This window comes from Companilactobacillus farciminis KCTC 3681 = DSM 20184 (genome assembly GCF_002706745.1).
GTDB classification, from domain to species: Bacteria; Bacillota; Bacilli; order Lactobacillales; family Lactobacillaceae; genus Companilactobacillus; species Companilactobacillus farciminis.
Map to the genome: position 1 here is coordinate 2,288,288 of NZ_CP017702.1, position 20,689 is coordinate 2,308,976.

18 protein-coding genes are annotated in these 20,689 nt (G+C 36.8%); 3 read left to right on the forward strand and 15 right to left on the reverse strand.

Going from position 1 to position 20,689, the window contains the following annotated elements; genetic code table 11:
* Positions 1 to 14 precede the first annotated feature (14 nt).
* Positions 15 to 707, reverse strand: a complete 693-nt coding sequence (locus tag LF20184_RS11360) for a hypothetical protein (protein ID WP_010018284.1) — start codon at positions 705 to 707, stop codon at positions 15 to 17.
* Between the two features lie 220 nt (positions 708 to 927).
* Positions 928 to 1,662: a glycosyltransferase family 2 protein gene (locus tag LF20184_RS11365; protein ID WP_236906319.1), complete on the reverse strand. Its 735-nt coding sequence runs from the start codon at positions 1,660 to 1,662 to the stop codon at positions 928 to 930.
* Between the two features lie 92 nt (positions 1,663 to 1,754).
* Between LF20184_RS11365 and LF20184_RS11370 the strand changes: the two genes are divergently transcribed.
* The 3 genes from LF20184_RS11370 (at position 1,755) to LF20184_RS11380 (ending at position 6,276) form a co-directional block, all read left to right on the forward strand.
* On the forward strand, positions 1,755 to 2,507 hold the full coding sequence (locus tag LF20184_RS11370) for a tyrosine-protein phosphatase (RefSeq protein ID WP_010018280.1): 753 nt from the start codon (positions 1,755 to 1,757) through the stop codon (positions 2,505 to 2,507).
* A 368-nt stretch (positions 2,508 to 2,875) separates the two neighbouring features.
* A complete protein-coding gene (locus tag LF20184_RS11375) occupies positions 2,876 to 4,207 on the forward strand; it encodes a zinc ribbon domain-containing protein (RefSeq protein WP_010018279.1) in 1,332 nt (443 codons plus the stop codon).
* A 158-nt stretch (positions 4,208 to 4,365) separates the two neighbouring features.
* Positions 4,366 to 6,276, forward strand: a complete 1,911-nt coding sequence (locus LF20184_RS11380; protein WP_010018278.1) for a hypothetical protein — start codon at positions 4,366 to 4,368, stop codon at positions 6,274 to 6,276.
* Positions 6,277 to 6,693: 417 nt separating this feature from the next.
* Here the strand turns inward: LF20184_RS11380 and LF20184_RS11385 are convergent, their stop codons facing one another.
* From LF20184_RS11385 to LF20184_RS11445, 13 genes are all read right to left on the reverse strand, one after another.
* Positions 6,694 to 7,437 carry a glycerophosphodiester phosphodiesterase family protein gene (locus LF20184_RS11385; RefSeq protein ID WP_010018277.1) on the reverse strand — a complete coding sequence of 248 codons (744 nt, stop codon included), beginning with the start codon at positions 7,435 to 7,437 and terminating at the stop codon, positions 6,694 to 6,696.
* A gap of 117 nt (positions 7,438 to 7,554) precedes the next feature.
* A complete protein-coding gene (gene nagA, locus LF20184_RS11390; protein ID WP_010018275.1) occupies positions 7,555 to 8,715 on the reverse strand; it encodes an N-acetylglucosamine-6-phosphate deacetylase in 1,161 nt (386 codons plus the stop codon).
* A 137-nt stretch (positions 8,716 to 8,852) separates the two neighbouring features.
* Positions 8,853 to 10,013 (reverse strand): N-acetylglucosamine-6-phosphate deacetylase, encoded by a 1,161-nt coding sequence (gene nagA, locus LF20184_RS11395; protein WP_010018274.1) that lies wholly within the window; start codon positions 10,011 to 10,013, stop codon positions 8,853 to 8,855.
* Between the two features lie 112 nt (positions 10,014 to 10,125).
* Positions 10,126 to 11,298 carry an SIS domain-containing protein gene (locus LF20184_RS11400; RefSeq protein ID WP_010018273.1) on the reverse strand — a complete coding sequence of 391 codons (1,173 nt, stop codon included), beginning with the start codon at positions 11,296 to 11,298 and terminating at the stop codon, positions 10,126 to 10,128.
* Positions 11,299 to 11,325: 27 nt separating this feature from the next.
* Positions 11,326 to 13,341, reverse strand: a complete 2,016-nt coding sequence (locus LF20184_RS11405) for a hypothetical protein (RefSeq protein ID WP_010018272.1) — start codon at positions 13,339 to 13,341, stop codon at positions 11,326 to 11,328.
* A complete protein-coding gene (locus tag LF20184_RS11410) occupies positions 13,334 to 13,756 on the reverse strand; it encodes a PTS sugar transporter subunit IIA (RefSeq protein WP_010018271.1) in 423 nt (140 codons plus the stop codon). The genes LF20184_RS11405 and LF20184_RS11410 overlap by 8 nt, the downstream gene beginning before the upstream one ends.
* 13 nt (positions 13,757 to 13,769) lie before the next feature.
* The gene (locus LF20184_RS11415) at positions 13,770 to 14,585 is read right to left on the reverse strand and encodes a PTS system mannose/fructose/sorbose family transporter subunit IID (RefSeq protein ID WP_010018270.1); all 816 of its coding nucleotides are present in this window, start codon (positions 14,583 to 14,585) and stop codon (positions 13,770 to 13,772) included.
* Positions 14,572 to 15,501 (reverse strand): PTS mannose/fructose/sorbose/N-acetylgalactosamine transporter subunit IIC, encoded by a 930-nt coding sequence (locus tag LF20184_RS11420; RefSeq protein WP_010018269.1) that lies wholly within the window; start codon positions 15,499 to 15,501, stop codon positions 14,572 to 14,574. The genes LF20184_RS11415 and LF20184_RS11420 overlap by 14 nt, the downstream gene beginning before the upstream one ends.
* 22 nt (positions 15,502 to 15,523) lie before the next feature.
* Positions 15,524 to 16,012, reverse strand: a complete 489-nt coding sequence (locus LF20184_RS11425) for a PTS sugar transporter subunit IIB (protein ID WP_010018268.1) — start codon at positions 16,010 to 16,012, stop codon at positions 15,524 to 15,526.
* 33 nt (positions 16,013 to 16,045) lie between these two features.
* Positions 16,046 to 16,762: a GntR family transcriptional regulator gene (locus LF20184_RS11430; protein WP_010018267.1), complete on the reverse strand. Its 717-nt coding sequence runs from the start codon at positions 16,760 to 16,762 to the stop codon at positions 16,046 to 16,048.
* 339 nt (positions 16,763 to 17,101) lie between these two features.
* Positions 17,102 to 18,028: an L-lactate dehydrogenase gene (locus LF20184_RS11435; protein WP_010018266.1), complete on the reverse strand. Its 927-nt coding sequence runs from the start codon at positions 18,026 to 18,028 to the stop codon at positions 17,102 to 17,104.
* A gap of 147 nt (positions 18,029 to 18,175) precedes the next feature.
* On the reverse strand, positions 18,176 to 19,087 hold the full coding sequence (locus tag LF20184_RS11440) for an L-lactate dehydrogenase (protein WP_010018265.1): 912 nt from the start codon (positions 19,085 to 19,087) through the stop codon (positions 18,176 to 18,178).
* Between the two features lie 445 nt (positions 19,088 to 19,532).
* A complete protein-coding gene (locus LF20184_RS11445) occupies positions 19,533 to 20,588 on the reverse strand; it encodes a D-alanine--D-alanine ligase family protein (protein WP_010018264.1) in 1,056 nt (351 codons plus the stop codon).
* Between the last annotated feature and the right edge of the window lie 101 nt (positions 20,589 to 20,689).

Here is a 20,689-nt window from a genome sequence, read left to right on the forward strand (position 1 = left end):
AATGTTGGCCTCACTTAATTAACAAAATCACAGTGTCTTTCTAAATTAGTTCGTGCGATTTTTATTTCTAATTTGCTTTCACTCAAATTCAGCAATTTATTAATCGGGTAAACGACATTTTGTTTAACATCGTCATCGACATACATCAAAACAAAACAATCGCGATTCTTAACGAAGATACTCAATGGCACACCATTAAAACTACGATTCTTATAAGTAAAATGCACTGCTTTGCGATTAATAATCCAAATCAAAAGTTCCCTTACTTGTGGCAAAATATCTTTTTTCTTGGACAAAGCCAAATAACTTTCTTTAGCATTCAACATTGCTGGTTTCAATTGGCGTCGATCAGCGGTTGCCACCAAATTAGTAATTCCTTTCAACACTTTATTAAGTGAATCGGAATTAATATCTGGAATATTTCCTGCCAATGTCATCAACACTAACAAAGCTTCTTCTAAGGACAGAATTCCATTATCTAATATATTGTAGTTATTGTGACCTTCATTATATTTCAATTCAAAACGCTCATTAGCTAAATCTTTATCCGCTAAAACATGTCTAATTGCACTAATATCACGTAAAATCGTTCTTTTAGAAACACCGTAAGCTTCAGCGGTATCGTTTACGTTGATTTTTTCGCCAAAGAACATTCTGAATGCAATAATAAGAGCTCGTTCTTTACTGTTAACATCCCTATTAGTCAATATCTGACATCCCCTTCTTCAATCATTTCAAATTCTATCATTGAGGTGTGCCATATTATGACATTCGGACGGAGTTCAAAGACAAAGCTCAATTTTTTTAATGGATGGTAACAAAAAGTATCTTTGTAAGCATTTTCAACCCATAAAATGTTATTCTAAAGAGGATTGATGGCACAAAAAAAGCCAAGCACTCGGCTCGACTTACCCATTAATATATATATTAAATCTGTTTTTTCTCATTTCGAGTGCTTTCTCGAATGGTTTTATAAACTTTCATTCTAGCAACACCGATGTCTCTGACATTTTCCATCGCAAAACGATTAGTAATGCTCTCTTTACGAGAAATGTAATGGTACAGTGGCAAATTATCAAGATAGAACTTTCTAGCGTGGGCGGCATATTCGACATTGAAGACTTGATCTTCCATCAAATCTAAATCCGTCTGAAACATCAGCTTGTGTTCTTCAATGGTTGAGCGGACGTAAGCCTTGTTCCACGTGTAGCCCATGACTGTACCGGTCATCTTGATAATAAGCTTTGTGACTTCTTCACGACCAACAACACTAATTTGACGCTTAGTAAATTTATTTTTAACTTTGCCGCTTTCCGTCTCATTGAAGAATCCACAAGTTACCATATCGACATCTTGATCCGAAAAAACTTCTAAAAAATGCTCGACATAATCAGGTTCGACCCAATCATCGCCATCGATAAAAGTAATAAATTCGCCATCAGCGTTTTTCAAGCCAGTATTTCTAGCCGTTGAAACGCCAAAATTTTGAGCGTGGCAAATAACAGAAATCCAATCATATTTTTGAGCATAAGAACGGATTATCTTTTGAGTTTGATCTGTAGAGCAATCGTCCACAATAATTAAATCAAAATTTCGATTAGTTTGAGCAATCACTGAATCGATCGAGCTAGAAATATAATCAGCTACATTATAAGCTGTCATAATAATTGAAAGTTTATTTCTCACCATAAATCACCTTATTATTATAATACTTCTAATGACCTAAAATACGCAACGACCAGGGGAGGACAAAAATGAAACGTATATTAAATCTCGAAGGTGCAATAAATTTACGTGAACTAGGTGGATATCCCACAAACAATGGAACAACAATTAAATATCATAAACTCTTACGTTCAGGGGATATAAGTAATCTAACAGGAAAATCTTTAAGTTACCTTAAAAATTACGGATTACGGTACGTCGTCGATTTCCGTTCCAACAGCGAACAACAAACTTGGGCCGACACGACTTCTGATTTTTATAAAATTTATTCCGACCCTGTCTATCCGCTTAAGGGTAACGGCGACAAATTAGCCATGATGATCAATCGCAACGGCTATTCTTATTTAGGCATGATTTATCAAAGCGTCGTCCTCGACAAACATGGTCAACAAGCTTACAAGATTTTATTTGATTTGATGTTGCACAACGACCAACCCAAACAATCCTTGCTCTTTCACTGTGCAGCTGGAAAAGACCGGACTGGAATCGGCGCCTTATTAGTTCTAAAAGCTCTTGGTGTAGACGAAGAGACGATTACAAAAGATTATTTGCTAACTAACTTGATGTACGATGACATCGATACAATTGAAAATACTCTAAATGATGAAAACGGCAATCAAGATATCAACAAGATGAACATGACTAAAGCTGATTTGGCTAGTATCACTTCTGTCTTTCGTGCTATCGAACATTATTATGGGACTTTTGACAACTACTTAGACAAGGCTTTAGACATCGACGCCGCTAAATTAAAGCAATTAAAATCCATTTATACCGAATAATCAACAAGTTAATATCCACTTATATCAAACTAGATTGGCACTAAGGAATTAGGTTTCGTTATAATACAATTACGGGAGAGAAGAACCTCACCTCTTACTCAAAAATCCAGCCTGTTCTCTCCCGCTACCGATTTGCAACATTTCCATACCTTGAAGTTTGACTAATACAAAACCTATAATCGTTTTCCTCACTCATTTCCCGATGTGTGAGGTTTTTTTATTTATTTAAGCAAAGTCTAAGAATATTTTGTATAATTAAGTTTCGGATATACAACATGTGACGTTTCTGTGAACTTTACGGGGAATGTCTTCCTATGATAGAGGTTGTCTTGTATACTTATTTTGTCAACATAATGGAGGAATGAATAATGTTTTGTCCAAATTGTGGTCATAAAGTCGATCCAGATCAAAAATTTTGTGATAATTGCGGCTACGCCCTAAAGAAGAAAAAAACTGAAACTACTAATCAAGTAAAAGATGATGACACCATTCGCTCATTGTCAGATATTGAAAATGAATTAAATCAAGAAGATAAATCAGAAGAAGAACCAGAAACTCCACTACAACAAGCTCCAGCTCAACAAAAAGAGTACGGTTCTTTCGACCATCCTAAAGTTCAACGTCCAGACCCTGAACCCGAAATGAAGACTTATAACAAGACTAGCGATAGTACTTCGCATCCATCTTCATTCGCCAAGTCTAGTGCCGACGAGCCTTTGGATGACAAAACTCAAGTCTATAGCAAGAATGATTTCAATCCCATCTCACAAAAGCCTTATAAAAAGACTCAAGAACATGAGACTGATTATCATCGTTTTGAAGACCCTATTAAAGATCCCATCAAGGATCCTTTTGCACCAACTGAAAACGGAAAACGTGCTGCTGAAGCTAAAAGAAAAGCTGAACAAACTGACCCTAACGATGGTTTTATCCACAACATGATCAAGTTTGCCAAAAACAATGCTTACATTAGTATCTTTGCAGTTATCATCACGGCTATTTTATTAGTTGTTAAGAGAAATTATGGATATATTGCTTTAGCTATCGTCATTATTTTGTGGTTCTTACTTTCACAACTTCGTCACGGTAATGAAGTCGGCGCTAATAAAGCTCTCAAACACGAGACTTCTTTTAACAAAGATTCCAATAAAGATACTCCTGACACAACTGCTCAAACAACACACGAAACTCATCACCAAAAGCCTAAATATGATACAGCGGCTGACCGTCTCAAGCCAAATCACAAGACAACTGCTCAAAAGACTATCATTGTAGCATCATTGATTGGCTTCATCGCTTCAATCGGTGGACCTTTCCTAGATGGCTTCTCACTTTCAGCAACCATTACTAGTGCTGCCAGCCGAACTAGTGCCTACGTTGCTCAACCTGTTTGGATCACTAACGGTGTGTCTGCTATTCGTTTAATCTGTTTCTTATCACCAGTTATCGCTCTGATTGCTGCTTGTTTCAGATCACGTGGAACGATTCGTTTGGTTAGATTATTTACCTTCTTGCCTTCAATCCTCTACGCTGCTTTATACGTGGTAATTAACTTCGGTTACGTCAATTCATCAATGATTACTGGTCAAGTAGTCGCATCTACTGGTAAATCATTAGGAACTAGTTTTTACGTTCTCTTGATTACTTCAGTTATTTCATTGATCATGGCTTACACTTTACGTCCAAAAGTAAAAATGTAATTAAAAAATATTTCAAAAAAGAGCTTACGATGCCTATTCGTAAGCTCTTTTTCTATTCATATTTAGTTATTAAAATTTAAATTGCTATCTAGACTATCTTATCATCATGATATTTTATATAATACTAAATTGGTATAGACAACTAAGGAGAAAATATCATGACGACCGCACTTTTCAAATTTCTGTTCTTTTTAACGATCATCATCACCCCAATTGCTTATCATTCGACAGTACAAAGTGCTTCAGCGGATACTACTGATTTGCAAACATATGGGCAGAATAGTCCGCCTTTTACTCCTTCACCACCTAGTAAATCTGGAATAATTTTCGTTTATAGAGGTGGTTTTTTACAACAACCAGACAATTTTTATTCTAGAAAAGTTGGAGATAAGTTAACTTTTCACATTGAAGTAATTAGAGAATCAAGTCTTTTAAATTATATCAGTAAAAAAAAATCTACTTGGTGGGTATCATCTGACAAAAAAAATTGGAAAAAAATTAACAATAATAATAATGATGATTTACCTGTAAACACTTCTAAAATTGGCACTCAATACTATCAACTACAAGTACAATATTCATATACAAGGTATACTTATTATTCCAATATTATAGAGGTAGATGTTCATCCAACTTCGATAGATACTAAAGAGCTAACTATCAATACTAATTATGATTATTTATTAAATATTGATGGTACCACCTCACAAAATGCCATTTTTGCTTCCACTACTAGAACACCTGTTAATTCCACTGACGATATCAAATGGGAAACAAGTGATGATTCATTGGCTAAAATTGATTCTAACGGAAAAATAACTGCTGCTATCTCTAAAAATTTTGGAGATGTTACAATTATCGCTTCAGTTACTAATTCAATCAATAAACAAAAAATCAAAGCAGAAAAATCTATTCACGTCGGTGGTGGTTTAGAAGATATGTCCGCTAAGTTAGGAGAAGATGTAACCTTCAAGGTTCAAGGACTTTCAGATGAACAAAGAGATTCTGAAGACAACTTATCAATCGAATGGTATCAAAAATCTTCACCAACCTCTAGTTATATAAAACTACCCAATGACAATCAAGCGGAACTTACCTTAAAAAATGTAACTTCTAAATTAGATGGTTCTTCATATTATGCAAAATTTAAATATGGTAAAGAATCCTTCAAAACAAACTCCGCCCAATTGACAATTTCCAACTCTATTATTGGTATCGACAATCAAATTCAAAATACAACTCATAAAGATGATCCGTTAGATACGAAAACCAATCTAGCCAATGTTGCTAAAGATGATAAACTAACTTATCTACTTCATTTATCTAATGCCAATAAAACTAATCTAAAAGATCAAACTTTGGTTATTCCACTACCACTACAAGTGGACATTACCAAACTAAAAATTAATGATGAACAAAACATTGAATACAAACTTCAAACTGAAAGTCTCAAAAGAAAAAATTTAATTATTGATCTGACTAAATTTAAAGATAGAGAAGATTTAAATATCGAATTGAATTTAAAAGTCGGACCAATTTCGACCAATTTCGAATTTGAATCAAAGCCTGTCATTTACGGTACATATCTTGAGAATAACAATGACAGCAGTTACCACAATTACGGATCTACAATATCTTTTCATTTCATAACAAATATGTTTTTCCCATCAATTCATGATATTACCTTTAATCCTATTCAAACGTACGCTCCAAATTCTTTAATCTATCGTTTAAACGATACTAATGCGCCGAATAACATTATTGACTTTGACGACCAGCGTCGGAACTTTAATCCTGTCAAAATAATGGTAGCTCAAAGTCATGCTCTTTATGACCAAAAAAGTAAAGCTTATTTGCCAGCAGTTTTACAAATACATAACCTTACAGACAATACCACTACGAATGTTTCAGACCATCCTGCTTTCGTAGCTATCTCAACACGTGACCAAAAACTTCACTATCTAAATTGGAACAAGAACGAAGGTCTTCTCCTTAAACTCAAACCGGGATCAATCAGTCCTGGTAATTACGAAACTACACTCAATTGGACCTTCATAGAATCGACCTAATTGTACAAACAGTATGATACCCCCATTTTTCATTGGATAAGTCCCCAGAATGTTTATACTTAAAAGTAAGAGGAATAGAAATGAACTAAGTAGTTTCTAATCTTCGAAGCCTCGCAAGAGCGTACATCTACCAAGACGTCACCGATTTAAAAGAATCGTAATTAAGGTAGTTGTAGAATGGGATAGTATCAAAATTTGGGTTGAATCGAGATGAGGCAAAATCGAAAACAAATTCGGATTTTGCAGTATCAATCAATGTTAATTCATAAAAATCGTATTTGGAGTAAGCTTCTGCCCCTTTTAATAAACAGTAAGCTATTAATTTTCATAATGAATCCTCCGAAAACACAAATTAGTCTAGACAAAAAGGCCTCAGGATAGTCAGTGTCGTACTGAATCCCGAGGTCATTTTTGTGTCTATTTTTCTAAGAAGAGCATTCTATCAGCAATATTAGTAATTACACCATCAACGCCCCAACTCAATAATTCTTGAGCACGATTGATATCGTCAACCGTCCAAACGTTGATTTCATAACCATAGTCTTTCATTTTTTTAACTTTAGCTTCGGTCAAACCATTACTATCTGGATGAACGATTTTAGCGTGGCAAGCTTGCATAACTAGATTCCAGTCATCCCCTAAAGTAGCTTTACTGAACAAAACAGCATACTTCAAATCTGGTTTAAGTTGATACATTTTTTCCAACATGATGGGATTGAAACTAGAAATAATCAATTCCACTTGGTCATCCAAACGATCTAAAGCTTTAGCAAATTTTTCGACTAATTTATCAGCTAAATAATTGGCATCGTCCCCAACGACACCTTTTAACTCGATATTAGCATTGATTTTATGGATATTAAGAAAGTCGATTAGTTGGTCTAAGGTTGGTACCTTTTCACCACGGAATTTCTCGGCAAACCAATAACCAGCATCAGCAGTTTTCACTTCAGAACTGTCGACTGTCTCGATTGAACCAGATATGTTAGTTGTTCGATCCAACTTATCATCATGAATAACAAAGACTTGTTCATCTTTGGTAATACTAAGATCAGTTTCTATCCACTTCACATCACAATCAGCAACAGTGTTGAATGATGCCATGGTATTCTCAGGTGCTAAGGTAGGTATTCCTCTATGCGCAACAATTTTTTTTGACATAATAATCCTCCAATAGATAGAGTATACAACAATATGCAAGTAACAAAAAAACCGAGAGTACATTTATATTCTCGGTTTAACAGTCTTTTTAAAAATAATTATCGGTATTCTATCTAATTAAGCTTGGTAACGTGAAACACCATCAAGGTATGTTTCTGATAGGCTCATGTCATTATTCAAAACGATAAAGTCAGCGTCACGGCCGTCAGCAATGATACCACATTTATCAAGAACTTTTGAACTCTTAGCTGCTGTGTAACTAGCCATTTCGATAGCTTCTTCATCTGTAGCAATGTTCCAGTCGACAACATTCTTGATAGCTTCATTTAGCATAAGAATTGAACCAGCCAAACTGTGTGGTTCTGCCTTTAATCTAGCAGTTCCGTTAGCAACAACAACAGGTAATTCACCTAGTACGTAGTCACCATCTGGCATCAAACCAGCACGCATACAATCAGTGATCAAAGCAACGTGTTCGGCACCTTTCTTTTCGATTACGATTCTTGCGGCATAAGGATTTACGTGGTGTCCGTCACAAATCAATTCATCATCTACTAAGTGCATTGAAAGAGCTGCACCAACCATACCAGGAACTCTGTGGTTCAAACCACTCATACCATTGTATGTGTGTGTAAATCCAGTAGCTCCAGCTTCAACACAGGCCTTAGCTTGTTCGAATGTAGCATCACTGTGACCTAAGTAAACGGCAACGTTGTCAGAAGCAACAGCTTTTGTAAATTCTGCGGCACCTTTTCTTTCAGGAGCGATTGAAATCTTCTTAATCATGCCTTGAGCAGCATCTTGCCAGTCATTAAATTCATCAACGTCTGGATCTCTGAAGTATTTAGGATTTTGAGCACCTTTGTGTTTTTCTGTGTAGAAAGGTCCTTCAAAGTGGATTCCTTGAACTTTAGCACCAGTAATCTTCTTGTAATTATCACCAATTGTGTGGCAAATACTCAAAAGTTGGTCGTGTGAAGCCGTCAAAGTTGTTGGCAACCATGAAGTAACACCAGCTTTTAGTAGACCTTCTGACATTTCGTTCAACTTGTCAAAATCATCATCCATAACATCATGACCTACAAGACCATGAATGTGAGTATCTACAAGTCCAGGAGCGATAAATTTGTCTGAATAATCAACAATTTTACCTTCTGGTTTGTTACCGTCAGCTGGAATAAATTTACCAAATTTACCATCGTCAGTAACTTCTAGATAACCCCCATTTTCAGTTGTGTTCTTTAAAAAGAATTTCTTAGCATGAATATAATATGACATCGTTTTTCCTCCTTAATTTACTCCATAATTATAACACTCTATTTGGTCTATACCTTGTATTCGACCTTAAAAAAAATCCCTTTTCGAAAGTTATATGAAAGGCTTTCACATATCAATCAATAAGGGATTTACTGTATCTATCTTTGGTAACGGCTTACTCCGTCCAAATATGTTTCGCTCAATTCCATGTCTTCATCTAATACGATAAAGTCTGCGTCACGGCCTTGTGCGATAATACCACATTTGTCATCAATATAAGTACTCTTAGCTGGTACATAACTACCCATCTTGACTGCTTGAGCTGGTGTTGCAATATCCCAGTCAACAACGTTTTTAACGCCTTGTTTCAATTGCAAAATACTTCCGGCTAAATTGTGTGATTCGTCTTTAAGTCTAGCTGTACCGTTTTCAACGATAACTGGCAATTCACCTAAAACATAATCACCTTCTGGCATCAAACCGGCTCTCATACAATCTGTAATCAAAGTAACGTGGTCAGGTGTTTGAGCGTTGATCAACATCTTAACAGAGAATGGATGAACGTGGTGACCATCACAGATCAACTCATCATAAATTCCATCCAAACCCATAGCTGCACCAGCAACTCCTGGTTCACGATGTGTGAAACCTCTCATACCATTAAAGGCATGTGTAAAGACGCTAGCTCCAGCTTCAACAGCTTTTTTAACTTGAGCAAAAGTTGCATTCGTATGACCAATAGCAACCGCTACATCGTTAGCTGTAACTTCTTTAATAAAATCAAGTGCGCCATCACGTTCGGCAGCAATCGAGATCTTCTTGATGATTCCATGAGCAGCATCTTGCCAATCATTGAATTCTTCAACACTTGGATCTCTAAAGTACTTAGGATTTTGAGCACCTTTATGTTCTTCTGTATAAAATGGACCTTCAAGATGAATACCTTGAATCTTAGCACCAGTAGCTTTTTGGTAATTGTCACCAATTGTTTTACATACGTTCAAGAACTCTTCGTGTGAAGCTGTCAATGTTGTTGGCAACCATGAAGTAACACCTGTCTTAAGTAAACCTTCTGACATTTCGTTGATACCTTCAAAGTCATTATCCATAACATCATGACCACAAGTTCCGTGAATATGTGTGTCGACTAGACCTGGGGCGATGAATTTATCTGAGTAATCGACAACTTTGCCTGCTGGCTTTCCATCTTCTTCAGTGAAGTATTTACCAAACTTACCGTCGTCAGTGATTTCTAGATAACCACCGTGTTCAGTAGTATTGTGTAAAAAGAATTTCTTAGCATGAATATAGTACGTCATTTCCACATCTCCTCCAAATATATAAAGTATTATAGCACCGAGAATCGGTCTATACCATACCTTTTGCAATAAAAGGTTGAAACAAATTAATGTCTCAACCTTTTAAAAGTTTTTATTCGTAATCGTGAATCGTTACACCTTTAACAACACGGTTAACAGTACCACTAGCTGATGGTGTATCAGGAGTGTTATTAACCTTGATTGAGTTCATCAATGCAAATGTTTGAGCAAATACTACGTCAGGCAATGCTTGGTAAAGTTCTGGAAGATCTTTGTCTCCAGCCTTAATGAAGAAGTTGTCGCCTGAGAAGTCGTTGTCATCAGAAGTTCCGACACCAACAACTTTTTCGCAAATTTCATCACCTTTGATTTCTTCCAAGATATCTACATCGTATTGACGAGTGTATTTATCGTTGCTTAAGAAATCAAAGACAATTGTTTTGCCGTTAACATATGACTTTGGACCATGACGGAATCCCATTGATGAATCAAAGATTGTTGTCAAAGCACCAGCAGTTAGTTCGAGAACTTTCAATTGGGCTTCACGAGTAAGTCCTGAAAGTGAACCACTACCAAGGTAAGTAATACGATCGTAGTCTAAGTCAGCATAGGCTTGAATTTCATCTTCACGGCTGATGACTTCTTGACCCATCTTGATCATCGTATCAACCCAAGAAGATTTCTTGTCTTCAGCATTCGTATCAAAAATCAATGCAGCTGTTAAAGTCATGCAAGAGAAGCTTCCGGTCATGGCGAATCCCTTATCATTTGAAAGTGCTGGTTGAAGAAGTAGCAAGTTGGCGTCTTCGTTTTCAGCCTTCTTAGCTAGATGTCCTTCTGGAGCACAAGTGATAGTGATTTGATACAAATTCTTAATGAGCTTTTCAGCTAGTTCTACTGTAGCAACACTTTCTGGTGAGTTACCACTTCTAGCAAATGATACTAAGATAGTTGGATCTTCACTTCTTAGATTATCTAAAGGAGCAGATACAATATCAGTTGTGGGAATGCTTTCGAAGACAAAACGTGATGTATCGCCAACACGATTCAAATATGGTCTTAAGGTATCGCCTACATAAGCTGAAGTACCAGCACCAGTGAAGATAACTCTAATCTTTTGGTCAGCAAACTTGTCTGTGATTTGCTTTAAAAAGCTATCTATTTCTGATTTTTTATTAGTGTAGTTTTGGAAAGCCTCTTTCCATAAGTCTGGTTGTTGTTGAATTTCACGGGTTGTAATTTTAGCACCCATTTTTTCTAGTTCTTGATCTGTTTTAGTAAACATGATATTGAAAATCCCTTCTCTATTTATTTAGTCTAAGAATTGAATATGAACAACTGCTAATTCTTTAACAGTGAAGTCGACGTGATAGATTCCCTTTTTATCCAAAGTGACATCTAGAACTTCATTTTGCATTTGATTGTTTTCATCACGATATGTAATAGAAACTCGCTTGACACTGCGGTCTTTCAAGAAGAAATTAATTCCATCAACATTATCGATTGACCAATTGCTGACAATCATTTGAGTTTGTGCCTCATCGATAACCATCTTGCAATTGTACATGTTGACTAAGTGTGGAACGCTTAACTGTTCTTCAAAGAAATGCTTTATATCGCCCTCACGAATATCGGTATATTGCGCTTGCCAACCGTATTTTGGAGAGTCGGTCATTGGGAGGATATAAAATTTGTCATCGCTGACAGTTACTGGACCTAAATTGTTCTCAAAGCGATCGTAAGCATGTGAATGTACTTTAACTTGAGATTGGTATTGGATTCTTACGTAATCGCCAGTGTGAGTTAACATGGTGATTCTTGGATCACTGATTCCTGAAATTGTTGTCCCGTCAAATTGTTCAAAGGATTGTTGTCCTGAACGATTCTTGAGTACTTCGATACTAGTTGCATTGATCAAGTTCAATAAATGACGATTGTTCAAAATAACTACCGCATCCCCATCCAAAAGGACAAAGTTACGTGTTAATAATTGAGTAATCTGATCATCATTTAAGGTATTCAAGAAATTACCTGTAACGGCAACACATTTATTTTTGATTTCCTGGTCAATATAATTTAATGGTTTCGTTGCGATTCCCATTGTGGAAAGGAACTCTAACCACTGTGTTTGCGAAGCTACTAAACCTTCTAGAGTACCCTCTTCGTCAATTTTTGTTTGTGCAACGTCTTGGTTCATCGGTACGATAACGCCGCCACGCTGTTCAATATCGACGCCATGATTGTATAAGAAATCTAAGAATTCTTTGTCATCATCTAGTAAGGCGTCATAACGGTAAGTCGGATTGATCCCGTCCCCCATCATACTGAACATGTTTAGCAAAACGCCGTCAGCATGAACTAAACTCGTTGTATCTAATTGAAATTGAGTAAATTTATTTGACTTAGCATAAGGTGAATACAAGAAACTCTCCATTTCCGGATAAATCTTATGTTTGTCGCCAACTTCCGTTCTCGTTGCAACTGTATATTTTTCAAAATCTCTAGCATATTGCTGTGGACTTACCTCGTTGTAAGCAGGCAAATGTGGTCTGGAAACAGCAGGAGTATCCTCACCACTCATTAAGTCCAAGAGCTTTTGCCAATCACGCCCCTCAAGAGCATGTACCTCTGGCCAAGAACTCATCAAACCTAAGGTTGTGGTTGGTGAAACAGCATGAACTTTTTGTTCGATCATGTGAGCTACGTGGAAAATTTCTTTTCGAGCAACTTGTAAATAAGCATTACGATAAATATTCTCGCCACCAGTGAACATCTTATGGACGAATTCTTCACGAGACAGGTCGGTTTGTAAGATGTCGTTGTACTGCTTCATGTGATCATCGCAGAAACAACCTAATTTGAAGGGTGCGTTCTTGTAATGTCTGAAGTCATCTTCCAGCCATAGTTCATGTGGGTGAATACTTGCCCAGATAGCATAGATATCACTGATATAATCAGCCCAACCGCTGTATCCAGGACAAGCCATAGATAAACTAGTAACGCCTTGATAATTAACCATTGGCTTGATATCAAGCTCAGGTTTAATGGAAATTCCTCGATCAGAATGATTCATCGTTGTCCATGGATTCAAACTGATTGTCACGCCTAATTCTTTAAGCGGTTGACTTATTTCATCAACATTTTTTATTAATTCTTTGGCTTTATCTAAAGTAATGTGAGTATCTGACAGTTCTTCTTGATTTAGGAAAAAGGCAACATCTGAAATATGAGCTTTTTTGACAAAATCAATCAATCTCTGTTTCTTTTCAGCAGTATAAACATTTTTGTCAACGGCGAGTCTTAATGTATAACGATAGGGATTATTCATCCTCATCATCCTCGTCAGATTCAGCATTGATAAAGGCGTTAACATCGACGATTCCGTCTTTGCCTTCCTTCATAATGTCGTTAACTTCAATGTCTTGTCCGATAAACTTTTGATTAGCATAGTTAATGACCATTGGTAGGTTCAAACCAGAAATAACGTGCATTTCAGGATAGTCTTGAGTCAAATTGACAGCGACGTTACCAGGAGTTCCACCTAATAAGTCAACGATCAAGAAGACTGGTTCCTTGCCATAATACTTTTTGATTTCAGTTTCTACCTTAGCTTTTAGAGTTTCAGGTCCGTCAGATTTTTGAAGTCCCAAAGCTACTGTTTCAGGTAGTTCACCAATAATTAATTCTGCTGATTTTAAAGTTTCAATTGCCATGTTTCCATGACTCATCAAGATTAATGCCATAATTTAAATCCTCCTAGATTTTACCAAGTACGCCGATTGCTGAAAGTGCAACTGCGAAGATAATAACGATAAAGATAACCTTTGTAGAAGTCATACCCTTCTTACCTAGTAACCAGTAAACAAGACCTACGACTGCAGCTGGAACAAGACGTGGAAGAATCATATCAATGTTGCTTTGAACACTCAATGAAACTTTACCCAAGTGAGCAACTAGTGGAACTTGGATGTTGATCATACTTGCAATCAAAGCACCAACAATGAAGACACCTAGCAATGTAGCAGCATCTGTTAAAGCATTTAGTTGACCTTGCATTTCAGAAACAAGTTTTGTACCTGTCTTGTAAGCAAAGTGAAGTTGTTTCCAACGGAAGACCATGATAGCAATATTTACTGCTAACCATAGGAACAAACCGATTGGGTTACCTTGAGCAGCCATTGTAGCAGCAATAGCACCCATGATAGTTGGAACTAAAGCGGCGAAAAGTGAATCACCGATAGCAGCGAATGGTCCCATAAGACCTGTCTTAATACCGGCAACAGTGTCTAGTGAGTCAACACCTTCCTTACCTTCAACGGCCAAGTCGATACCAGTAATAATTGTGTTAAAGAAGTTACTTGTGTTAAAGAATTGGTTGTGAGTCTTCATAGCTTCTTTTAGCTCTGGAGTACCGTCACCATAAATTTTTCTTAGTTGTGGCAAGATCGTGTATAAATAACCTGAACCTTGCATTCTTTCGTAGTTCCATCCCATTTGGAAACCGAACAAACTACGCTTATTGATTTGTTTAAAATCTGCTTTAGTTAATTCATATCCGTTATTCTTCTTCATCACCGGAAACCTCCCCATTAGCATCTTCGATTTCGTCTTCTTCGTCCTCATCGTCAGAACTATTGTTTGATCCTGCGGCTGGAGCAGAATTTAATTTAGCCATTGATCTCTTGTATTCAAGAATGGCAAATGCACCACCGATTAAGGCAATAGCTAACATTGGTAGAGAATTGAATGTTGTTGTAAAGGCTTTGCTTGCAGCACCAAGACCTGTACCAAGTGTTTGAACGCTTGTGAACAATGTTGAAAGTAGAGCTGTAATTGTGAAACCAAGGATCAAGTATGCAATGTGCTTCTTAACTGGTAGGTAGTGAAGCAAAATAGCAAAACCAACGGCTGGAAGTGTAGCACCGGCTGTTTGTAGACCTGTGTTCAACCATTGTAGATCTCCGTTTAGATATGTAACCATTGTCTTAACAACACCTTGACCTAGAGCCAAAGCTAGGAATACAGGGATACCACGTGATAATGTCCATGGAAGTACACCCATGATTGAGTGTCTTTCAATACCCTTGTAGTTGAAGTTTTCGATATCTTTATCAACTTTGTGTTGGAAATAAGTATTAGCAAATCTTGCTAGGATATCAAATGATGTTAACAAGGCAGCAACTGGAACACCGATAGCGGCGATAGCTGTAGCAGCTTTCATACCAGTACCGATTGAAAAGGCTGTAGCCAAAACAGTACCTGAGTTGGCATCGATCTTTGAAGCACCACCGAAAGTACCAACACCTAGAACTGTTAGTTGAAGAGCGGCACCAATAATTAGTCCGGTCTTCATATCACCCATGATAAGACCAGAAATCATACCGGCCCAAACGGGTTGACTTAATGATGAGTTCATTTGCAATTCATCATAAATGTTGTACATAGAATATGCCGTTAAAAGCAATATTTGAACAATTGAAAATTCCATTGTTTCTTCCCCCAATTAATCGCTATTTTTTGTAATCTTTTAAGATACCTGCGAAGTCTTTGGCATCGTCATTTGGAACCATTTGTGCAGTAATCTTAACCCCTGCATCTAAAATCTTGTGGAATGCATCGTAATCTTCGTCAGTTACATTGATTGATTGTGTTAAGTGTTGTGTTGTGTCTTTTTGAGACATGTTACCAACATTGATAGTGTCGAACTTAACACCTTCTTCAATCATTTGTACTAATGTTTCTGGTTTCTTAACAACAAGGAACACTCTTTGTGATTCATACTTGCCGGCTAAGATATTTGCTGAAGATTTCTTTGTTCCTAAAATACTGAGGTTAACTCCGGCTGGTTTAGCTAATTTAAGGGCAGTCTTTTGAATGTCGTTCTTTATAATATCGTTATCAACTACCATGATTCTTGAAGCTTGTAATTTAGTTGTCCATAAGTTAGCAACTTGTCCGTGAATTAATCTTTCATCGATTCTTACTGCAATAATACCCATATCTTTATACCTCCAAATATTAACTACTCTTCCTTAGGATTTGTTACTGATATCGTGTCTGATGTGATATGCAAATTGATCACTTCTCGCAACACTCAAAGTAAACTCAATAATTTGATTATGTGGATCATAAGTTTGTCGTCTGAGATTCAAGCACGGTGTACCTTCTTTGATTTTCAAATATTTACTGTCGTTTACACTGGTAATGCCAGCCAGAAAATACTCATCAGCGTAGTACACTTGTTCATTAAATTCTTCTGCGAAAACTGAATACAACGAGCGATTGGATAACATCGATTCAGTCATTAAACTGAAATGGTCAGCCGGTAAGTAAGTTCTTTCCAACATTACCGGAATCCCGTCGGCAAATCGAAGTCGCTTTAACTTAATGATTTGACTGCCCACTTCAGTTTCCAAGTTCTTAGCGAAGTATGCATTGGCCTCCTTCCTCTCAAAGCTAAGAATCTTGGTTTGTGGTTTTTTCCCCAGTGAAATCATCTGCTTATTGAAGCTATAACTACTATTCAAATCACTATTCAGATCAACTCTATTAACAAAAGTGCCTTTACCATGAACCCGACGAATCATCCCAGTGACCTCTAGTTCCATCAAAGCAGCTCTAACTGTCGTCCTAGATAATTCATATTTTTCAGCTAATTCCCTTTCGGAAGGCAATTTAGCATTGGCTGGTAAAGTCTGAATGTAATTAGTCAGCAAGTTGATTAACTGTTCTTGAAGAGTAATTTTCATACGAATCCAATCCTTTCTGGTATCAACCACAAGACCATTGTATCCGGTTACAATACATAACACAACAACTGGGATAGACCAGTTTTGGGGTGGTTTATCTGGAAAAATCAGCGATATCAATGGTTTTTATGGTCTAAAAATAAAGTGGTACTTTTTTTGGTACCACTTTCATAAGATACCACTATTAAAATTGGGCTGACCAATTTTTCATATGTATATTCTTTTTTTCATAATGTAATCAATAACGATTGGAGCAACTGCACTTATAGGAATACAAAAAAATAACGTAGCGTTATGGCTACGTTATTCGATTCAAAATATTCTATTATATATACTATTTTATTCAGAAACTCGTTCAGCTAGTTTAGATTTAATGAAATCAGCTGAATATTGCAATTTATCCAATTCTTCTTGTGGCAAATCTAATTGAACCTGTTTGATAACACCTTTTCTTCCAATAATAGCTGGATATGACAAGTAAGTGCCATATTCTTCACGATAATTAGAGACAGGCAATTCGATGTGAGCATCATTTAACACTGCCAAAGCTAACTTCACCGCTGCAGTCGAAATACCATAATTAGTATATTTCTTTCCACTAAATACTGTGAAGCCACCCATTCTGATATCTTCATTCAATTTATCGAGATCAAGACCATCTTCTTGAGCCCAATCTTTAATGGAGCGGTCCATGACTTTAACTGTTGACCAAGCCGTGAATTGAGAATTACCATGTTCACCCAAGTTGTAGCCTTCAACCGATCTAGGATCAACGTCTAAAGCTGCTCCAACAGCACGTTTCATACGAGCTGAATCCAGTAATGTACCAGTTCCCATAACTTGATTCTTAGGTAAACCAGTAATCTTTTGATAAATCGAAACCATGACGTCATTAGGATTGCTAATTACGACAATGCAGCCATGGAATTTGGTCTGTTGAATCTTCTTTGCCACATCAGTAACAGCGTCACTAGTGAATCCTAGTTCTGCAAAACGATCCGGCTCTACGCGGTCTTGCAATTTAATATTACCTACTGCTGAGATAATTACATCTGTATCATCCAATTGAGAGTAGTCGTTTACGAAAATATTAGTGTGGTATGGCAAATTGGCCATCGCATCTTCAAAATCCAACGCATCGGATTTCACTTTCTTTTCATTTTTATCAATCAAAACTAGATCATCGACAAAACCACTAGCCACAATATAATGTGCACAAGCGGCTCCTACATTACCTGTTCCGATGATTGCTACTTTTCTAGTCATAAAATCAGCCTCTCAATCTATTAAAGAATTTCTGTTTGTGACTGCCATTATACTCTAATTTCATTAAAATATAATTAATAATTTAAAATAATTAAATTTTGGCACAAAAAAAGCCACTCCCTTGCGAGAATGACTAGTTTGAGAAGCTTACTTAAGATTTTTCTTGATGTAGTCAGCTGAATACTGCAACTTGTCCAATTCTTCTTGTGGCAAGTCTAATTGTAATTGTTTCAAAATACCTTCACGTCCTACAATTGCTGGATATGATAGGTAAACTCCGTATTCTTCACGGAAGTTAGATACTGGTAATTCAATTCGAGCATCATTCAAGATAGCCAATGATAATCTCACTGCTGCAGTTGAAATACCATAATTAGTATAGCCCTTGCCATCAAAGACCGTGAAACCACCCATACGAACATCTTCATTGATCTTATCTAAATCAAGGCCATCGTCTTTAGCAAGTTTCAAAATTGGTTGATCCATCACCTTAACAGTTGACCAAGCAGTAAATTGAGAATTACCGTGTTCGCCTAAGTTATGGCCAGAAACTGATCTTGGGTCGACTTTGAAGGCTTTACCAACAGCACGCTTCATACGAGCTGAATCTAACAAGGTACCAGTTCCAATAACACGTTCTTTTGGAAAACCTAGAACTTGTTGATACATTGAAGTCATAACATCGTTAGGGTTACTAATTACGACCATAATCCCGTGGAACTTAGTTTGTTTGATTTTGGCAGCGACTTCTTTGACATCATCACCAGTTGGCTTCAATTCACCAAAGCGGTTAGGATGGTCGCCACCAATCAATTTAATGTGACCTACAGCTGAAATAATTACATCAGCATCGTCCAATTGTGAATAGTCGTTTACAAAAATATTCGTGTGGTAAGGAAGATTTGCCATCGCATCTTCAAAATCCAAGGCGTCAGCTTTGACCTTCTTTTCGTTTTTGTCGATCAAAACCAAATCATCCACAAATCCACCGGCAACGATATAGTGAGCACAAGCTGCACCAACGTTACCCATTCCAATGATTCCAATTTTTCTTGTCATAAAAAACATTCCTCACAGTCAATATTTTAGTTCTTTCTGAATCTCGGTTAGTGTAGTATTCCGTCCTCCATGGCAAAGCAAATTTGGCTGGAACAATGTGGGCACGACTTGGAGCCTTTGCTAAGTTCAGAACCGGGCAAAGTCTTCAAGCTCGACCTTATTCTAAGCAATAAATTGCTAAGAATAATTTCACATTTGAGCCAATTTGCTTTGCCATTCCGGACTAGATAGAGATTCTATTTTTTAATTTCTTAATTATTCGAAATAAATAGTAAGAAACGTTATCTAGTCGGTGATGACAGCTTTGTGGACGACGGAATAATTTTGACTAAAATTCAAATAGAACCACATTTTCAATGGTTACGCTTTTATTATAACTGTTCCTAAAGTCCATTTTGATTAGAAAAAAAGCCACTTTCTTAGAAGAAAATGGCTTTTTTAGAAATTATTTCTTATTTTCGTAATACTTCATTTTGCTCTTAATGATTCTTTCGCAAAGGTCAGCGTATGAAATTCCAGCTGCTTCTGCTTCTCTTGGCATCAATGACAATGGCGTCATACCTGGTAAAGTATTAGCTTCCATGACGTACAATTCACCATCACGTAATAAGAAGTCAACACGACCGTAGTTGCTCATTCCTAAGGCTTCAAAAGTCTTCTTAGTCAAAGCTTGCATCTTGGCATGTGTTTCATCATCCAAGTTATTTGGTGGTGTGATGAAATGTGTTACATTGTTTTCTTGGAATTTGTGTTGGAAATCGTACCAACCTGTATCGACTGTAATTTCAACCGCTGGTAGAACTAAACCGTCAACGATAGCAACTGAGAATTCACGACCTTGAATGTATTCTTCAATCAAAACTTCGGTATCGAATCTCAAAGCATCCGCAACTGATTCTCTCAATTCAGTCGCATTTTTAACGATGTGTGTACCAACACTTGAACCACCGTTAGAAGGTTTAACAACCATTGGATAGTTGAATGGAATATCTTCTGACAAGATCTTAGCAGTCTTAGTAGTTACATACTTGGCTGTTGGAATATTGTCTTGAACAAAAATTTCTTTAGAATATTTCTTATCCATAGCTAGACCAGAAGCTAAAGTACCACTTCCGGTATATCTAATATCAAAGACATCGAAAACAGCTTGCATCTTACCGTTTTCTCCATCTTCACCGTGAAGTCCCATGTAGACAATATCGGCGTGTTGACAAATCTTCAAGACGTTTCTACCTAGAAGACCGCGAGTTCCATCGGTACGAAGTGCATTGATCTTTTCGTCAGTTAAGACTTCATCGTCAATGATCAATTTGCTTTCACTTTCTGGTTCAGTCGTGAAAAGATCATCGATTTTATCTTCTTCGATATCCTTACCTAAAAATGAATCAACGTATGCGACTTCATAACCCTTGCTACGTAGTGCGTTGGTGATTTTAACTCCGGAAGATAAAGAAACATTTCTTTCTGTACTTCTTCCGCCTGAAAGAACGACAATTTTCATTGTGTTTCACCTAATCCTTATATATTTATTTAAGCGTAATCCTAGAACCTACAGAATAGCACAATTTATTTTAAAAAACCATTTCAAAATACAAGTTTTTA

Coding starts and splice junctions, on each gene's coding strand:
- LF20184_RS11365 (WP_236906319.1), bottom strand. CDS start 1,662: ATGACAGCTTATAATGTAGCTGATTATATTTCTAGCTCGATCGATTCA.
- LF20184_RS11370 (WP_010018280.1), top strand. CDS start 1,755: ATGAAACGTATATTAAATCTCGAAGGTGCAATAAATTTACGTGAACTA.
- LF20184_RS11375 (WP_010018279.1), top strand. CDS start 2,876: ATGTTTTGTCCAAATTGTGGTCATAAAGTCGATCCAGATCAAAAATTT.
- LF20184_RS11380 (WP_010018278.1), top strand. CDS start 4,366: ATGACGACCGCACTTTTCAAATTTCTGTTCTTTTTAACGATCATCATC.
- LF20184_RS11385 (WP_010018277.1), bottom strand. CDS start 7,437: ATGTCAAAAAAAATTGTTGCGCATAGAGGAATACCTACCTTAGCACCT.
- nagA (WP_010018275.1), bottom strand. CDS start 8,715: ATGTCATATTATATTCATGCTAAGAAATTCTTTTTAAAGAACACAACT.
- nagA (WP_010018274.1), bottom strand. CDS start 10,013: ATGACGTACTATATTCATGCTAAGAAATTCTTTTTACACAATACTACT.
- LF20184_RS11400 (WP_010018273.1), bottom strand. CDS start 11,298: ATGTTTACTAAAACAGATCAAGAACTAGAAAAAATGGGTGCTAAAATT.
- LF20184_RS11405 (WP_010018272.1), bottom strand. CDS start 13,341: ATGAATAATCCCTATCGTTATACATTAAGACTCGCCGTTGACAAAAAT.
- LF20184_RS11410 (WP_010018271.1), bottom strand. CDS start 13,756: ATGGCATTAATCTTGATGAGTCATGGAAACATGGCAATTGAAACTTTA.
- LF20184_RS11415 (WP_010018270.1), bottom strand. CDS start 14,585: ATGAAGAAGAATAACGGATATGAATTAACTAAAGCAGATTTTAAACAA.
- LF20184_RS11420 (WP_010018269.1), bottom strand. CDS start 15,501: ATGGAATTTTCAATTGTTCAAATATTGCTTTTAACGGCATATTCTATG.
- LF20184_RS11425 (WP_010018268.1), bottom strand. CDS start 16,012: ATGGGTATTATTGCAGTAAGAATCGATGAAAGATTAATTCACGGACAA.
- LF20184_RS11430 (WP_010018267.1), bottom strand. CDS start 16,762: ATGAAAATTACTCTTCAAGAACAGTTAATCAACTTGCTGACTAATTAC.
- LF20184_RS11435 (WP_010018266.1), bottom strand. CDS start 18,028: ATGACTAGAAAAGTAGCAATCATCGGAACAGGTAATGTAGGAGCCGCT.
- LF20184_RS11440 (WP_010018265.1), bottom strand. CDS start 19,087: ATGACAAGAAAAATTGGAATCATTGGAATGGGTAACGTTGGTGCAGCT.
- LF20184_RS11445 (WP_010018264.1), bottom strand. CDS start 20,588: ATGAAAATTGTCGTTCTTTCAGGCGGAAGAAGTACAGAAAGAAATGTT.